The sequence below is a fragment of the Streptococcus mitis genome, from assembly GCF_946190115.1.
GTDB classification, from domain to species: domain Bacteria; phylum Bacillota; class Bacilli; order Lactobacillales; family Streptococcaceae; genus Streptococcus; species Streptococcus mitis_CO.
Map to the genome: position 1 here is coordinate 83,640 of NZ_CAMHZG010000004.1, position 17,144 is coordinate 100,783.

The following is a 17,144-nucleotide window of genomic DNA, read 5'->3' on the forward strand; positions in this document are numbered from 1 at the left end:
TTTATAGCAGATTTGAATAGTTAAAAATCTGTTTATACCCTCATCTTTGTATCAAGTACGTACAGAGTCTATTTTATCATATTTTTCTTAAAAAGTGCGGTCTTTACCATTAAAAAGGAACCATTCCCCTCACCTGAGAAGAATGGTTTGCTTTTTATTATCCTAGAGACTGATGATTAAACAAGGCATGGGTTGCTTGATGAATGTATTTTGCTGTTTCAGCATTGTTCATCGTATAGAGATGCACACCAGCCACATCCTGAGTTACCAAGTCCACAATTTGGTCCACTGCATAGGCAAGTCCTGCTGCTCTGAGCGACTCAGGGTCATGCTCATACTTGTCTAAGATGGCTTTAAATTTGCGTGGAAGGTGGATATTCTCACAAGTCTTCAAGAGGCGGAGAGCCTGATTTCGATTCAGAATTGGCATAATCCCTGCATGAATGGGAACATCAATCCCAGCCAAGATGCACTTGTCTTGGAAATCATAGAAGCGCTCATTGTCAAAGAAAAGCTGAGTTACGAGGCTCGAACAGCCTGCATCTACTTTTTTCTTTAGATTTTGGATATCTGAAATCTGATTTGGTGAATCTGGATGGCCTTCTGGATAACAAGCACCAACAATATCAAAGTGAGGAGCTTGTTCCTTGATGAACTCAATCAAGTCAGTTGCGTAGCGGAAATCCTTTTGTGGTTCCACATCTGGAATAATATCCCCACGAAGAGCCAAGATTTTCTGCACCCCAACCTTGTCCAAGTCAGCAATAGTTTCAGCCACCTTGTTCTTAGTCAGATAGATGGCTGGCAAGTGAGCAATAGTCGGAATCGCCAAGTCATTTTGGATAAAGTCAGCCAAACGAACCGTCGTTTCCTTGATATTAAATTTATTATTGCTGGCAGTTACACTGATAAAGTGAGGAGCCAACTCCTGCATATCTTGAAGAGCAGAAATAATGTTATCATTACCCACGGCTGGGTTTGGAGGGAACACTTCAAATGAGAGTGACGGTGTTTGGCGTGACATAGTCCTTATCCTTTTCTAGTTGATTTTTTTCGTTAGCTGGATTCCTAGAATCCAAGTGAAACAGGCAGATTGACCAAACAGCGCTTCTAGAGAAATCCTTATCTTACAATTTCTCACGCGCAGCTTTAGCTGCTTCAACAAGGCGGATCAAGCTTTCTTTTGTTTCTGGAATACCACGTGTTTTCAAACCACAGTCAGGGTTGATCCAAACTTTCTTGCTTGGCACTTTAGCAAGGATGGCTTCGATTGTATTGTCGATTTCGCCTTCATTTGGCACACGAGGTGAGTGGATATCATAAACCCCAGGTCCCACTTCTGTTTGGAAGTTTTTCGCTTTGAGTTCGTCCAAGATTTCAAGGTTTGAACGGCTAGCTTCAAAGGAAATAACATCTGCATCCATGTTGTCGATAGCTGGGATGATATCTGTAAATTCTGAGTAACACATGTGAGTGTGGATTTGTGTGTCTGGCGCTACTGTTGAGTGTACCAAGCGGAAGGCAGGAATAGCCCAGTCAAGGTAGTCTTCGTACCAGTCGCTACGACGGAGTGGCAATTTCTCACGAAGAGCAGCCTCGTCGATTTGGATGATTTTCACACCAGCAGCTTCAAGGTCAAGCACTTCATCCTTGATGGCAAGGGCGATTTGAAGAGTAGAATCCTTGATAGAGATGTCTTCACGTGGGAATGACCAGTTGAGAATAGTTACTGGTCCAGTCAACATACCTTTAACAGGTTTGTTTGTACGGCTTTGTGCATAGCTAGACCATTTAACAGTGATAGGGTTAAGACGAGTGACATCACCCCAGATGATTGGTGGTTTAACCCCGCGCATACCGTATGATTGTACCCAACCATTTTTAGAGAAGAGGTAACCTGACAAGTTTTGACCGAAGTACTCAACCATGTCGTTACGCTCAAATTCACCGTGAACAAGGACATCAAAGTCGATATCTTCTTGCCATTTGATCCATTCGTCAATTGTTTCAGCAAGGAAAGCATCGTACTCTTCTTGAGACAATTCACCTTTACGGTAAGCCAAACGTTTAGCACGAACTTCTTTAGTTTGAGGGAATGAACCGATAGTTGTTGTTGGAAGAGCTGGAAGTTTGAAAGCTTCTTCTTGGATAGCTTCACGTTCTGCAAAGGCTGGCAAACGAGTGTAGTCTGCGTCTGTCAAGCCAGCGATACGCGCACGAAGTTCCGCATTTTCACCAACACGCTCAGTCGCAAAGAGTTCTTTGTTAGCTGCAAGTGCTTCTTCACCTTGACCATTGCGGATAGCATCCAAATCACGAATCTCATCTAATTTTTCAACTGCAAAGGCAAAGTGGTTCAAGATTGCTGGTTCAAATTCCTCATTAGCAGTTGTAAATGGCACATGAAGAAGTGAGCATGAGCTTGTCAATACAATGTTTTCAGCTGGAATTTGTTCAAGAACAGCCAAGCTCTTTTCGTAGTTGTTGCGCCAGATGTTTTTACCATTGACAATACCTGCATAAAGAGTCTTATCAGCTGGGAAGCCACCTTTAACCAATTCAAGAGTTTTCTTACCTTCAACGAAATCAAGACCGATAGCATCAACTGGCAAGTTTACAAGGTCAGCGTATACGTCACGAACGTCTCCGAAGTAAGTTTGAAGCAAGACTTCGAGACCTTTTTTGTCAGCCAAGAGTTTGTTGTAAAGGTTCAAGAAGAGAGCTTTTTCTTCAGCTGTCAAATCTTTTACAAGAGCCGCTTCATCCAATTGGATACGAGTCGCACCAAGTTCAGCCAATTTTTCAAAAACTTCTTGGTAAGCAGCCACTAAGCTGTCTACGAAGTCTTCTGCTTTCACGCCTTCTTCAAAGTCTGACAATTGAAGGAAAGTGAATGGACCTACAAGAACTGGACGAGTGTTCAATCCAAGTTCTTTTGCTTCTTGGAACTCATCGAAAATCTTGTGACCTGCAAGTTTGACTTGAGTGTCTTTTTCAAATTTAGGAACGATGTAGTGGTAGTTGGTGTTGAACCATTTCTTCATTGGAAGGGCGCGAACGTCTCCTTTTTCTCCTTGGTAACCACGACCCAAAGCGAAGTAGCGCTCAAGGTCAGACAAGTCCAAGTTTTGAACTGAAGCAGGTACCACGTTGAAAAGGAAAGCTGCATCTAGGAAGTTGTCATAGTGAGAAAAGTCATTTGATGGAATTTCAGTGATGCCTTTTTCTTTAACAATGTTCCAGTGTTTAGCACGCAAATCTTTTGCGGCTGCAAGGAGTTCTTCTTCTGAGATTTCTTTTCTAAAGTATTTTTCAGTTGTAAATTTTAATTCGCGGAATTCGCCCAAACGAGGGAAACCGATGATTGTAGTTGACATGATGTGTCCTCCAAAATTTGTTGTTGAAACTATCTTAACAGAAAAAGAATCATCTGTATAATTGTAAAAAATTAGGCTTTGATATAGTTTGAAACTATATCTCGGTTTTAGACAAAAGAAAAAGACCTGAGACAAATGCCTCAAATCCTTTGTGTAGCTTGTTTTTTTACTATATTTCAGTTAGACGGTTCAAACGCGTTATTAGTAATTCTTATAAGTGACTATGGCTTGTTATTAGAAAAGACTATAAGTTGATTTTTCTATATTATACACTTGAGGCACTATAACTGTTAAATTTGTTAAAGTTTTCCAACTTCTTCCTATCAACTCTTTCCCTGTTCGAGGGGGACGACTGCTAGTGTCTCTCCTAAACTGGCTAGGACTTTTAAGACTGTGTCCAACTGGGGGCTAGTCTTACCTGTTTCCATCCTAGCTATAACAGGCTGGCTTACTCCACTAAGTTCTTCTAGCTTTTTCTGACTGATTCCTTGCTCATGTCTGGCCTCAATCAACTCGCTCATGATAGCCACTCGCATATCACTTTCAAGGATTTCCTCCTTGGTAAAGAGCTCAGAGCGGATATCCTTCCAATTACTCCCAATAGCACTATTCTTCATCACTTACCCCTCTTTCTTTTAGAGCTATATATTTTTGAAAAAATGAGCGAATTATGAGCGAATTATGAGCGAATAAAGAGTGTTTTTTGTAGTTCCCGATTTTTCTAACAAACCTTGATTTACGAATATTTGGAGATAACGACGCATGGTTGCCGCACTCAAACCTGTTAGTTCTTGTGCAACTCCAGTTGTTATCTGATAATTCTCTACAAGATAAGACTCTATTTTTTCAAAAATAGCTAGCTCACGTGGTTTCAAAAGTAATTTAACCGACTTTTCCGTACTATCATTTTTTTGATGACTATAATCCAGCAAGGTTTCTAAAATCGCTTCAAGCATAAATTGGATGAATTTTGTAGAAGCATTAGCCTCATTACTCTCTGTTAAAGCTTGATAATACCCTGACTGGTGTCGGTAAATAACAGACTCGACAGGAAGCCACTCAAATAAAGGAGTCCATCTACTCAAAATTAGGCTCTGCCACATCCGCCCCATACGACCGTTCCCATCCTCAAAAGGGTGAATAATTTCTAGCTCAAAATGTACGATACAAGATTTGACAATATCAGATATCTGACTAGCTTTAGCCCAAGCAAATAAGTCCGATACCAGATTAGGAACAAATTGTGGTCTCGCTCCAAGATGAACAACTTTCCCTGTTCCATCAAAAACACCCACATCTCCTAATCGAAACTGACCTGGATGCTTAACCAAATCCTGGGTCAACAATCGATGAGCTAGCAAAAAGTCATCTATACTGTATGGATTTAAGCGAAAAACCTTCTCATAAGCTTCATAAGCATTTTGGACCTCATGGATATCCTTAAGAGAGCCTAGAACTCTTTTCCCCTCTATGACATCAGTCACCTGCTCCAGAGAAAGACTATTATTCTCAATAGCTAAAGAGGACTGAATAGAGCGAATCCGATTTTCCTTGCGTAGGTGTAATTCTCTCGTTTCGAAAGAAAGTTGAGTCGCCAACTCAGAAATCTTCTGCACAAGATTCAATATTTCTTCTGTTATTTTATAGTTAGGTGTCATCGTCTTCCTTTCTATGTAAATCTTCAAGTAAAATCTCCGCAACTTTTACATCGTAAGCATTCTGTAGATTGAGCCAGGTTTGCATAGAAACTCCGCTTAGCTTAGCTAACTTATGAGCCGTTTCTTTACTAATGGACTCCTCTGCATTAACTAGCTTGTTGACGGTCTTGGCGGAAACTCCTAAACGCTCCGCAAATTCTTTCTGCGTTAGGTTATAATCTTCAATCAACTCCTCAACATACTGACCTGGATGAAAAGCAATCAGGTCTTTGTATTCAACAATTTTATTACTCATAGTGATTGCTGACCTCCTCTATTTTTAAGATTTCGATTTCTATAGGAATGGAAACAATCTTCTCCATCACCCTTCAAACTCTTTCAAAAACTTTTTGAGTTCGGCATCGGCTTCTGGTGTGGTTCCGTGTAGTTGACCGAGCATTTCAAGTAGGGAAGCGGTTTGGTTTTGGATTGCTTGATTGGTCGTATTGATCTTGCCAACGATATCTGCCAGTGGTTCGACTTCTTCTTCCTCAAAGGTATCTACATAGCGAGGAATATTAAGGTTGTAGTCATTTTCGACGATTTCTTCATAGCTTGCTAGATGGGCAAACTTGTCAATCTCCTCACGTGACTTGTAGGCTTCCAGAATCTTCTCGATATGAGCATCCGTCATGATATTCTGATTTTTCCCCTTATCAAACTCCTTAGAAGCATCGATAAAGTAGACATCACGATTGGTACGGTTCTTTTTGAGAATGATGACCGTGGTCGGAATGCTGGTGTTAAAGAAGATATTAGCAGGTAGACCGATAACCGTATCAATAGCTCCTTCTTCTAACAAGGCCTTGCGAATGGTTCCCTCCGCATTTCCACGGAAAAGAACACCGTGGGGAAGAACGATAGCCATGACTCCATTATCCTGCTTGAGATGGTAGTAACCATGCAAAAGAAAGGCAAAATCAGCCTTGGACTGGGGTGCCAGTTTCCCAAAAGGAGAAAAGCGAGGATCAGCCATAAAGCCAGAGCTTGCTGACCACTTAGCAGAGTAGGGAGGGTTCATGAGAACACCGTCAAAGTTGGTCGGTTCTTGAGTTGGCCAGTCTTCATCTAGTGTATCGGCATTGTGGAGAAATTGATTTTCAACAGGAACACCGTGTAGGATCATGTTCATCCGGGCCAAGTTATAAGTCGAAGTATTGAGCTCCTGCCCAAAGTAGACCACTGTCTGCGGTTTATGAGAGTATTTCTTGGCATTGAGCAAGAGAGAGCCAGAGCCCATAGTCGCATCATAAATGGTAAAGCCCAGCTGATCCTCACGACCCAAAAAGGCAATCTGAGTCATAAGTTTGGCAACAGGCTGAGGTGTATAGAACTCACCAGCCTTCTTACCTGAGTCCGTCGCAAACTGACCGATCAGATACTCATAAGCATCCCCCAGCATATCGCCAGCATGACCAGCCACATCTAGCACAGCCAACTCCTTCATAACTGCCGCCACCGTTTGGTTTTGCTTTTGCGGAGTTGCCCCTAGCTTTTTGGAATAGAGGTCAATATCTTCAAAGAGATTTTCATAGAGTTCATCACTCTGCTCGATATCACGAAAACCCTGAGCCAGATCTTCCAACTGGAAAATCCCCTCATTGACCCGTGCTACTAGAGCCGTAAAGGTCAACTCAGGCTTGATACTATAGTTGAGTTCGTCCTTCATCACTGCAAGAAGATCCTCGTGGGTGTCCGCATCCTCATAGTAGTTACGATAGACTTCAAGGGCAGCCTCTAGACTCTCACTCCCCTCCCCCATAGTCTCCGCCACGAAAAAGAGCATTTTATCTGACAGATACTTATAAAAGACCATACCCAAAAGATAGGACTTGTAGTCATTAGCATCCATCTTAGAGCGGAGAACATCCGCTGAGTTCCACAGGGCTTGGTAGAGCGACTAGGAAGTTTGTGTTGTTTCTTTAATCATAGATCTAATTTTTTTCTTTCTTTTTAGACTACTGGAATTTTTAAAATTGAATATTTAAATCCCATGCTTTTTAATTGTTGAATCGCATTGAATAAATTAACCATTGAAAAGAATGGTAATATATCAGAATTTTTTACTCCTCCTGTTACTCGTTTATCGATGATTGCAAATACAATTTCAAACTCATTATTTGTCTCTGATAGATTCAGTATTTTACAACCGCACTTTTCATTAATGAATTCTTTCATTTTAATATCCTGAGCTAAAATAGTGGCAGATACAACACCCTGAGAAAATAAATGACTTAATTTTGACGAAGAACCTCCTTTTTTTACATGAATTAACTTTTTGTCTTTGGTCACAATATCTGCCACTTCAACACTACTTCTTCCATAGCTATCCCCATGATACATTTCTTTATCCAATATATAGTAATCTGGATGACTTGTAGAAAATGCTTTATTAAAATCTCCTTCATTCTGTCCATTAGAAGCTGGAGAAACAATTGGAAGCTCAGTATCCACAATATTATCAATTTCAGTTTTTATAGTATTAAAAAATTCTTTATTAATTTTATACCAAGAGCCATAACATAAAATATATTTTTCTTTGTTATAATCTATTTCGAAAATTAATGATGAATATAAGCTTCCAACTATTCTTTCCTCATCTGTGTCTTTATATTTGGTAACTAATTTATTCCGTTTTAAAGACGATATAAAAGAGCTATTTGAGCTATTTGATTTATTTTTTCTTCTTATTGTTGAGAAATACGCATTCGAATCAATTTCAATTGAAAACTCTTTTTCTCTTTTTCCAGTTCCAGTAAGAAAAAAGCCTTCTATATTCTCCCAATCAAGTAAAGTATTAGGAGCAATGGTTGGATAGTTCCCCTTTGTCATCTCCACGTATAATTGATTATCTAAATCGGAACTTAATCTTTTTTCTCTTACTTCCAAAATATTATCAAGCCATGAAAAACCATTGTTTTTATAATCATCTTTTTTATAACTATCATAATAAAACCCAATACTGTCTTTAATATCAGTTATATTCATCTTTCGACTAGCTACTAAACTATCTGTTCCTACAAGAAAAGATGCTACACTCTCTAAAGAAGGCGCTCCTGAGACAGACTGTAATAGATTTCTCCTAGTATCTAGATCAAATATATCTTGAGAAGCGTAAATCGAACTTTGTCTTTGGGATGAGACTATGACATCTTCGATACTAGTTATATTCATACTTCTAATTTTATCTTTATCAATTAGATTAGCCGCTACTTTCAACCCAAAATTTCTAACTATCTTTAAATCATTTAGCATTGACCTGCCATAACCATAAGTTATACTAAAAAACCTATTTCTAAACTTCACTACAACCACGGCTTTATTGGGAACATTTTTTGAAAACTTTATTTTTTTGGCTGATAGTTGATTTAACTCATCCTGCCAAGAAGGTAATTTAGGATCTGAATTGTGAACAAATATTTTCCCCTCTAGTCCAATCACACTATTTAATGGGTATTCATCATATTTAAACTTATCTTTTAGGCAATCTTCAAATTTTTCAACTGATTTATTATTAAGAAACAAAGAAATTTGAGTAGTTTTTAATTTTTTCGTCATAGTCTCTCCAATCTTATATAAACATATCCTGCAAGAGTTTCTTTTTCAAAGCCTCAAGCTGAGTAATTTTTTCTTGATGAGAGTTGATGAGGTTATCGAGGTTAGAGAAATAGGTACCGATGGCTTGTTGTTCAGGAAGAGATGGCATAGATATTGAAATATTCTCTAAGTATGTGTAATAAAGATTCGCTACACTTCCACCTTCAACTCGTTTGGCAAACTCTTTTTTCATTTTTGCATTAAAATAATATGCGATAAACAACGGATTTTTAGGTGTATTATATACGGAAATCATTTCACCAATTGCAACATCTTTCAGTGACAACCAACTACAATTGGCAAAATCTAATGGATTTTCACCAACCCGAGGTACTAATACCTCATTACCAGAACTCAATTTCAAATTTTCTTTAGGAATTGATGTGTACGAGTATATTTTATCTATTTTTGTGGAGAATTTTGTATACAACTCACCATAACGTACACACGGTGTTGTTGCCTTATCAGTCACCGACCATTTCGGAGCACTTTTTCCATAATAGAAAGAGCCAAACTCTCCAATTGTCCCTTTCTCCCACTCACCTTCAAATCCATCTAAACGAATCTCAGGAACTGTCTGTCCAACTTTAGGAAACATCTTGGAAAGCATTGTTGCCTTGAGAGATTGGTAGTTGGCGAGATTATCCTTGTAACTTGCTAGAAGGTCGTCGAGAGTGCTGAAGAGGGAGCCGATGGCGGATTGTTCAGCTAGAATAGGAACTGAAGTTTTTATAGAGTAAAAATCGCTATGATTTAAATCAGGTATGGTTGAGTTTCCTGCTCTAATTATGATTTCTTTTTGAATATTATTTGATGTTAACAGATAATATAAAAACATTTTAGAGGTTTCAAACTTATCATAATCAACCTTAAAAAAATTGTTATGAAATGCACCAGAAATATTTGTAACCACTTTTCCTGTATTTCCAGTTCTAGTCATTAAAATATCATCTACAGTGCAAATAACATTCTCAGATGGAGATTCAATATAATATTTCTTTGTAGAATTAGGATTTAAAAATTCATTTGTAATATAAAAATATCTATGTTTTCCAGCTTCTAAAAATCTACTAGAAATTGCAATTTGTAGACCTTGAGATAATTTTGTAAAGTTTTTAAATCTCTTTTTATCCCATTCTTCCTTAAAATAATCGAACCTAATTTCAGGCACATTATCATTTTCTTTTAATTTCATCCGTACTCCCACACTTTATTTAACAGCCAGTATCAAATTTCCAATAGTGTTTAAAGTGCTCTTCATAGTGATTGTCTTTAAAAATCTGATAAAAAAGATCTCTCATTTCATCTTTCATAATTCACAAACACATATTTTATAAAAAGTTTCCGAAAGAGCATTTAATTTTATATATTTTTTTCTTTCCTTAACTTTATGATCAAGCAACTCTTGTATCTTTATTTGACAATTCAATTTTTGAAATATTATATCATACGCTGAGGACGAGCGCACTAAACTATAATTTAAATCATCATTATAGTTATAACCATCAGGAATTTCAATCAAGCCTAACCTAACCAAATTTGCTAATGAAACTAAAACAACTTCATACTCTCTATCCATCCATGTAATATTTTCGATTGTAGTAACTTCAGAAATTTCATCACTATCAGTAATATATAAGTCAATAATAGGTTTAATTGGCCTCTCCATTATTTCTTTAAAAACAATCGCATCTATAGGACTTAGTTGTTTTATTATCTCAACAAACGAAGGATGCACTTTATCCTTCATCCCTAATACCATTGCTTTTGATAATAAATTTGCATATAAATTCCTAAGTTCCTCACTATCCATTGAATATGAGAGTGCAATAATTGCTGGTATCGCGACATGCGGTTCTGGACTAACCAACTCCTCTGGCTTAACATGCTTTAATCGTTCTGCCAGAAGTATTTTAGTTTTTTCAATGTTATATTCTTTATTCAGCAACCATATATCTAAAGGCTGAAAAAGAGCATTAATCAATTTAAGAGGTCTTGCAATAAATTGACCTATTTCCCTTATAGCCGGTTTGGCACCATCATCATAAATATTCGGAATCACTTCCTTACCGATTTTAATAAAATCTTCTTCGTCAAGCATTTGATACCTCTACAATAAAAATCAACAAATAAAATTTACAAAGAACTTATCGCTTTATACTTCTCAAAACTATACCGAGAAATTTCCTCAACTCCCAGCATCTGATATTTGTCTTTTACTTTCATAAAGTAAGAACCAATTAATTCTTTTGGAATTATTTCATTAGATAGTTCTTCCGCGTTCAAATCTCCTCGCATAGCCAACCATGGTTCCTCTTCATGAGTAAATTCTTCTAATACTTTTCCATTAAATATAGCAAAATTCTTCAATACACTATCTATTAAACTACATTCAAAAAATGTAAGGTCACCTCCAATATCACTCTTTATATTCAATTGAATGGGATTATATCCAAAAGATTGATATTTAAAATAAACATCTCTATATACAGGACCATGTACCCAAGCCTCGCAATCACTAGAAAAAATATAGTCCTTCTTAAAAGCAAAATAAAATCCTTGTACATAGTATAAAAGTTTTTGTAAAGCTAACGGTGTAATCTCATTATTTTTTGATAATAAATAGTGTATAACTCGAGTAAGTTTATCATCATTTTCATTATTTAAAATTTCATCAACCTTTTCTACACTCTTATTAAATGCTACATCTGTAATATTATCTTTATTTGTTACCAAAATTTCTTTAAAAATATCGGGTTTTTTTAATATTTCTTTCAATTTATCAGAATAAGCAGGTTTTGGAATATCACCAGTTAAATATCTTTGAATAGTATTAACTCCCCAACCCAAAAGTTGAGCTAATGGTTTAGCTCCAATACTATATTTTTTCGTAATATTTATTATATCTTCATTGGAGATAATACCATTCTCACTCCTAAAAGCTTCATAGATAGCTTGTTTATTATATTCGTTAATTTCTTCAACATAAACAGGCTTATTACAATTAACACAATAAGCAGTCTTACCTGAAAAAGTATATTTTTTTCCTTTTAATGACCGTGTTAATTCTTCATCCACTACTTTATAATTTACAGACTCTAAGCAATTTTCGCATAATATTTTTTTATTGTTCATTATTAGTCTCCTTTCAAGAGAGAGGTCTTCTCTTAAAGAGGGAAAATTTATTTAAATTGATAATTCAATGCTTTTGATTCATCCGGCCTATGAAAAGATACAACAACTAAAAAAGGTTGGTTTGCCTTATCATTTTTAATTATTATTTTAACGTAAACAATAACTTGCAACTCGTCACCAAATAAATCTGTTAAAGTAAATTCAGGCGCAAACAGATAATAATCTTCATGATTCCGTAAAACATCATACGGATGTAAACACTCACAAAAATCGCTATACTCGATTTGCATTAATAACTTACAAATTTCTTCATCCTTCAAATTAAATTCAATCATGAATTCTTCGTTCTTTTCACGATTTTCTCCAGTTGAAATCATATAGCTTTTACTCTGAATTAGGCTTTTAATTTCTTCTAATAAATCTTCGATTTCTAATTTACTATACATTAAAAGTATTAACCTTTCTATTTAATTGCCATTTTGTTCCCTCCTTAACTCCACATTAATAGTACCATTTTTTTATAAGAAAAGCAAAAAAAACACTATTTTTTAAAAAATAGTGCTTTTATCTCCCAACCCTCAACGGCTCAATGACTTCCTCTACTAGCTGGGTATAGGCTTCCTTGATTTGTTTTTTATAGAGGAGAGGATTGAGGGCGTCTGCCACCTCTAGTTTATAGTCTTGATAGCGCTGGCTCTTGGTCAGCTGGCTTTCTCCTAGTTGTTTTTTAGCTCCCTTGCGGTAGTGTTCGACATAGTAACGGAGTTCATCTTCTCCGACATACCAGCGTTTGCTAAAGACTTGGATGTGTTGTTGGATGACAGCCTCAATCATCTGATCCAAGATATTTGCGATAGACTGACCACAATAGCTTTCTGGATGTTCTTGGACTTCTCTCCAAAGTTCAGTGATGATCTGAGCAAGATTGGGATTGGTCTTCTCAAGGCTCTGAATATAGTTATCCACCGCTTCCTTATCTTGAGCGCTTAGGTTCTTTTCTTGACTCTGGCCTTGCTCAATCAGGCTTTGAATCAAGGTCAAGATATAGGCATAGTTGATCTCGTCCACTTGGATAGACTCCAGTTCATAGTGGATATCAAGTGATTCACCATCGTCATCATCCTCTACTCGGCTTTTTAATTCTGCAAGGACATTTCGATAAAGGCCCAGATACCTTTCCAACTTTTCTCCATCAAGTCCCGTCTGACTGTAAAGCTCTTCCTCATCATACTCTTTATACACTCGGATAGAGGCTAGGTATTTATCAAAGGCTTGATAGGTTTTAGCTAGTTTCCTCAACTCAGGCGTAGAGATTTGTTCGATTTGGAGTCCTTTCTCAGGATCATCTGTGATGAGATTTTGGAAATCACTACAACTCCGTAAAAAGTTCCTCTTTTCCTCTTCCCATCTTGGAGCTAGGACCTCATTTTCACCACCATTTGAGTAGAGCTTGAGGGCATTATCCACTGCTTCCTTGAAGGCTAGAGGCTTTTGGAAGGTGATGATATGACCATAGGTCTTACTGCTATCAAAAATACGGTTGGTTCGGCTAAAAGCCTGAATCAAATCCTGCGGTTGCATGGGCTTGCGGTCAATAAAGAGAGTTGATAGACAAGGGGCATCAAATCCTGTTAAGAGACGATTGACTACGATAACCAAGTCCAACTGCTCCTTGCGATAGAGGTATTTGTCCTGTTTTCTAGCTAGACGGTTATTGACATCCGTATTAAAGCCACGAAGATCCGCCATGGTAAAGTGGGTATCAAACTCTTGGTTATAGTCCTCTAAAACCTGCTTCATGTGGTCCTGATTGGCTCTTGAGTCTTCTTCATTTTCTGTGACCGAGTAGGTAATGGTCGCCTTTGGAAAATCAGGAAGGACCTGCTTGACCCTTTCCGATACCTTAACTCTCGTATCCCCAGCCTTGACTCGTTTGAGCAGGTCATAGTAGGCTTGAGCTTGTGGGATAGACTTGACCGTTAGGATGGCATTGTAGGTCTTACCCACTCCTTTTTGGAAGCCTAGTTGTTGACGCGATTTATTGATAATGGCATCCAAGACTTCCAGCATATGCTCCTCATCCTCATAGACAGTATCTGGTATGTCATTTTCAGATTTATCCGTGATGAGGGTATTGCGATAATCCACCTTAAAGCCTAAAACTGCTCCATCATGGATGGCTTCCTTGACTGTATACTCATGGAGACGGTCTCCGTACTGTTGCTGGGTTGTTTGGGCTAGATCGCCGACTTGCTGGCGTTTATTTTCCTTAAAGATAGGTGTCCCTGTAAAACCATACCAGAGCGACTGTGGGAAAAAGGCCTTAATATCTTTTTGTGTTTGAGGTGTCACGGCACGGTGGCATTCATCCACAACAAAGGCTACTCGGAGTCCCTTGAGTTTTTCCGCATCTCGTTGGTAGTGTCCCTGTTCAAACTTGCGCATCATGGTGGTGATTTTCTGGATAGTTGTCACCACGACACGCTTATCATTACTTCCTAGTCGCTTGATCAAATCATGGGTATTATCCGTCTCATCAATATCAATGACATCATTGATCGCATAAGAGAGAAAGGATGAAGTGGTCTGTTGGTCCAAGTCCCTGCGATCAACGACAAAAATTGTCTTTTGAATAGAAGGTATTTGTAGGAGATTCCGCGCCACCTTATAAGAAGTCAGGGTCTTCCCTGAACCTGTCGTATGCCAAACATAGCCAGACTCCTGACGACGAGAAGCTTCCTGCACCGCTTCGATAGCATGGATCTGGTAGGGACGCAGGAGGATAAGAGCCTTCTTGCTATCATCAAGGACAGAGTACTGCATGACCATCTGGTGGGCACGAGGGATGGAAAGGACTTCGTGGGCAAAACTGGTCAAGCTCGTTATGGGTTGGTTATCCTTATCCACCCACTTAGTTAGAAATTGCTTGTTGAGTTTATTTTCCCTAGCTGCAGCGATATAGCGTGTGTCTACTTTATTGGTCACAACAAACATCTGTAAGCTAGAGTAAATGCCACGGAACTTGCCTTCTCTATCATACTTTTTGATTTGATGAAAGGCATCTAGAAAAGCAACTCGGGGACTTTTAAGCTCAATCTGAATCATTGGCAGGCCATTGATCAAGAGGGTCACATCTAGCCTGCGGTCTTGATCCTGAGGATTTATCTTGTCTCTCTCGACTTGGTTGACAACCTCATAACTAGACTTACCAGCTGCGATATTGTCTCGCCAAATAACAGATAAACGGATAGTCCCCAAACTAGCATCTTCTCTCTGAACCTCAACCTTGGCAATGCCATTTTCGCCGACCAACCACTTGGCAGCATCATAGTAGCTAACAAAGTTCAGTTGATTCTTTATCTGGCGTTTTTCCTGTTCTGTCAGGGGATGTTCTGCCAATAGAGCCACATTGTTCTGAGCTAACTTTTCAAAGAAGTTTTCCCATAATTGCTCTTCTGTTTTAAGGTCTTCTCTGTATGTCCATTGACTTTCCCCAGTTACCAGTTGGCTGATCAGTTGTTTTTCTATCTCCAGTTCTGGTTTTACCTGTATCATACTCTCTCCTTTGCTACTTGTCTGCTCCCTTTATTATAGCATGTTTATCCTCAAATTCCAGCACTCTTTCCATCGCAAGAGCAATCATTCCCCCTTTCTCCTCCAAAATATGGTATAGTAGAATTATACTATCTATGAGGAGTTTACATGTCACAGGATAAACAAATGAAAGCTGTATCTCCCCTTCTGCAGCAAGTTATCAATATCTCATCGATTGTTGGTGGGGTTGGGAGTTTGATTTTCTGTATTTGGGCTTATCAGGCTGGGATTTTACAGTCTAAGGAAACCCTCTCTGCCTTTATCCAGCAGGCAGGTATCTGGGGGCCACCTCTCTTTATCTTTTTACAGATTTTACAGACTGTCGTTCCTATCATTCCTGGAGCCTTGACCTCGGTGGCTGGGGTCTTTATCTACGGGCACATCGTAGGGACTATCTACAACTATATCGGCATCGTGATTGGCTGTGCCATTATCTTTTATCTGGTACGCCTTTACGGGGCTGCCTTTGTCCAGTCTGTCGTCAGCAAGCGCACCTACGACAAGTACATCGGCTGGTTAGATAAGGGCAATCGTTTTGACCGTTTCTTTATTTTTATGATGATTTGGCCCATTAGTCCCGCTGACTTTCTCTGTATGCTGGCTGCCCTGACCAAGATGAGCTTCAAGCGCTATATGACCATCATCATTCTGACAAAACCCTTTACCCTCGTAGTTTATACCTACGGTCTGACCTATATTATTGACTTTTTCTGGCAAATGCTTTGACATATAAAAAATTCGTTTGGTTTCCCAAACGGATTTTGTGTTTTATTTTGAAACTTCTTTTGCAAGAACAAAGTTCCCAAGTGTGGCAGAACCATTTCCTGCGACTGCTGGAGTGACGATGTAGTCACGCACATCTGGAACTGGTAGGTAACCGTTGAGCAAGGATGTGAATTTCTCGCGGACACGATCCAACATGTGCTGTTGAGCCATGACTCCACCACCAAAGACGATGACATCTGGGCGGAAAGTGACTGTCGCATTAACCGCAGCTTGAGCGATGTAATAGGCTTGAACATCCCAGACAGGGTTGTTGAGTTCAATGTTTTCCCCACGTACACCTGTACGAGCTTCCAAACTTGGACCAGCTGCATAGCCTTCCAGACAGCCCTTGTGGAATGGACAAACACCGTTGAATTCTTTTTCAATATCCATTGGGTGTCTAGCCACATAGTAGTGACCCATTTCAGGGTGACCCACACCGCCGATAAACTCACCACGTTGAATAACACCTGCACCAATACCTGTACCGATTGTGTAATAAACCAAGTTTTCAATACGAGCACCAGCATTGTTACGGGCAACCACTTCACCGTAGGCAGAACTATTTACGTCTGTCGTGAAGTACATTGGCACGTTTAGGGCGCGACGAAGGGCACCAAGCAAGTCTACATTTGCCCAGTTTGGTTTTGGAGTCGTTGTGATAAATCCATAAGTTTTTGAGTTTTTATCAATATCAATCGGACCAAATGAACCAACTGCAAGACCAGCAAGATTATCGAATTTTGAGAAAAACTCGATGGTTTTATCGATTGTTTCGATTGGTGTTGTTGTTGGAAATTGTGTTTTTTCGATAACGTTAAAGTTTTCATCACCGACAGCACAGACAAACTTTGTCCCGCCCGCTTCCAAGCTTCCGTATAATTTTGTCATGATAAACCTCTTGTTTTTATTTTCTTAATTATAGCATATTTCGAAAGTCTAAATTTCTCTATTTTTTAGATTTTCCTCTGTAAATCTT

General features: G+C 38.6%; 13 protein-coding genes and 1 pseudogene. 1 reads left to right on the forward strand and 13 read right to left on the reverse strand.

The window, feature by feature from the left end:
- Positions 1–157 precede the first annotated feature (157 nt).
- The 12 genes and pseudogenes from metF to N8L90_RS03220 form a co-directional block, all read right to left on the reverse strand.
- Positions 158–1,024: a methylenetetrahydrofolate reductase [NAD(P)H] gene (gene metF, locus N8L90_RS03165; RefSeq protein ID WP_261024105.1), complete on the reverse strand. Its 867-nt coding sequence runs from the start codon at positions 1,022–1,024 to the stop codon at positions 158–160.
- Positions 1,025–1,127: 103 nt separating this feature from the next.
- The gene (gene metE, locus N8L90_RS03170) at positions 1,128–3,377 is read right to left on the reverse strand and encodes a 5-methyltetrahydropteroyltriglutamate--homocysteine S-methyltransferase (RefSeq protein WP_261024107.1); all 2,250 of its coding nucleotides are present in this window, start codon (positions 3,375–3,377) and stop codon (positions 1,128–1,130) included.
- A gap of 323 nt (positions 3,378–3,700) precedes the next feature.
- Positions 3,701–3,994 (reverse strand): helix-turn-helix domain-containing protein, encoded by a 294-nt coding sequence (locus N8L90_RS03175; RefSeq protein ID WP_261024108.1) that lies wholly within the window; start codon positions 3,992–3,994, stop codon positions 3,701–3,703.
- Positions 3,995–4,045: 51 nt separating this feature from the next.
- On the reverse strand, positions 4,046–5,035 hold the full coding sequence (locus N8L90_RS03180; protein ID WP_261024110.1) for a Fic family protein: 990 nt from the start codon (positions 5,033–5,035) through the stop codon (positions 4,046–4,048).
- Positions 5,036–5,063: 28 nt separating this feature from the next.
- A pseudogene (locus N8L90_RS03185) lies at positions 5,064–5,330 on the reverse strand (HigA family addiction module antitoxin); the annotation flags it as partial.
- Between the two features lie 66 nt (positions 5,331–5,396).
- Positions 5,397–6,959: a type I restriction-modification system subunit M gene (locus N8L90_RS03190; RefSeq protein WP_261024175.1), complete on the reverse strand. Its 1,563-nt coding sequence runs from the start codon at positions 6,957–6,959 to the stop codon at positions 5,397–5,399.
- A gap of 68 nt (positions 6,960–7,027) precedes the next feature.
- The gene (locus N8L90_RS03195) at positions 7,028–8,632 is read right to left on the reverse strand and encodes a TIGR04141 family sporadically distributed protein (RefSeq protein WP_261024112.1); all 1,605 of its coding nucleotides are present in this window, start codon (positions 8,630–8,632) and stop codon (positions 7,028–7,030) included.
- A 13-nt stretch (positions 8,633–8,645) separates the two neighbouring features.
- Positions 8,646–9,866: a restriction endonuclease subunit S gene (locus N8L90_RS03200; RefSeq protein WP_261024114.1), complete on the reverse strand. Its 1,221-nt coding sequence runs from the start codon at positions 9,864–9,866 to the stop codon at positions 8,646–8,648.
- Between the two features lie 114 nt (positions 9,867–9,980).
- Positions 9,981–10,772 carry a DUF4393 domain-containing protein gene (locus tag N8L90_RS03205; RefSeq protein ID WP_033689208.1) on the reverse strand — a complete coding sequence of 264 codons (792 nt, stop codon included), beginning with the start codon at positions 10,770–10,772 and terminating at the stop codon, positions 9,981–9,983.
- A gap of 35 nt (positions 10,773–10,807) precedes the next feature.
- Positions 10,808–11,806, reverse strand: a complete 999-nt coding sequence (locus tag N8L90_RS03210; RefSeq protein WP_261024115.1) for a type II TA system antitoxin MqsA family protein — start codon at positions 11,804–11,806, stop codon at positions 10,808–10,810.
- Positions 11,807–11,853: 47 nt separating this feature from the next.
- On the reverse strand, positions 11,854–12,252 hold the full coding sequence (locus N8L90_RS03215) for a hypothetical protein (RefSeq protein ID WP_261024116.1): 399 nt from the start codon (positions 12,250–12,252) through the stop codon (positions 11,854–11,856).
- A 118-nt stretch (positions 12,253–12,370) separates the two neighbouring features.
- Positions 12,371–15,361 (reverse strand): type I restriction endonuclease subunit R, encoded by a 2,991-nt coding sequence (locus N8L90_RS03220; RefSeq protein WP_261024118.1) that lies wholly within the window; start codon positions 15,359–15,361, stop codon positions 12,371–12,373.
- A 147-nt stretch (positions 15,362–15,508) separates the two neighbouring features.
- Between N8L90_RS03220 and N8L90_RS03225 the strand changes: the two genes are divergently transcribed.
- A complete protein-coding gene (locus N8L90_RS03225) occupies positions 15,509–16,126 on the forward strand; it encodes a TVP38/TMEM64 family protein (protein WP_261024119.1) in 618 nt (205 codons plus the stop codon).
- Positions 16,127–16,168: 42 nt separating this feature from the next.
- Here the strand turns inward: N8L90_RS03225 and scrK are convergent, their stop codons facing one another.
- Positions 16,169–17,056, reverse strand: coding sequence for a fructokinase ScrK (gene scrK, locus N8L90_RS03230; RefSeq protein ID WP_261024121.1), 888 nt, complete (start codon positions 17,054–17,056; stop codon positions 16,169–16,171).
- Positions 17,057–17,144: the final 88 nt, after the last annotated feature.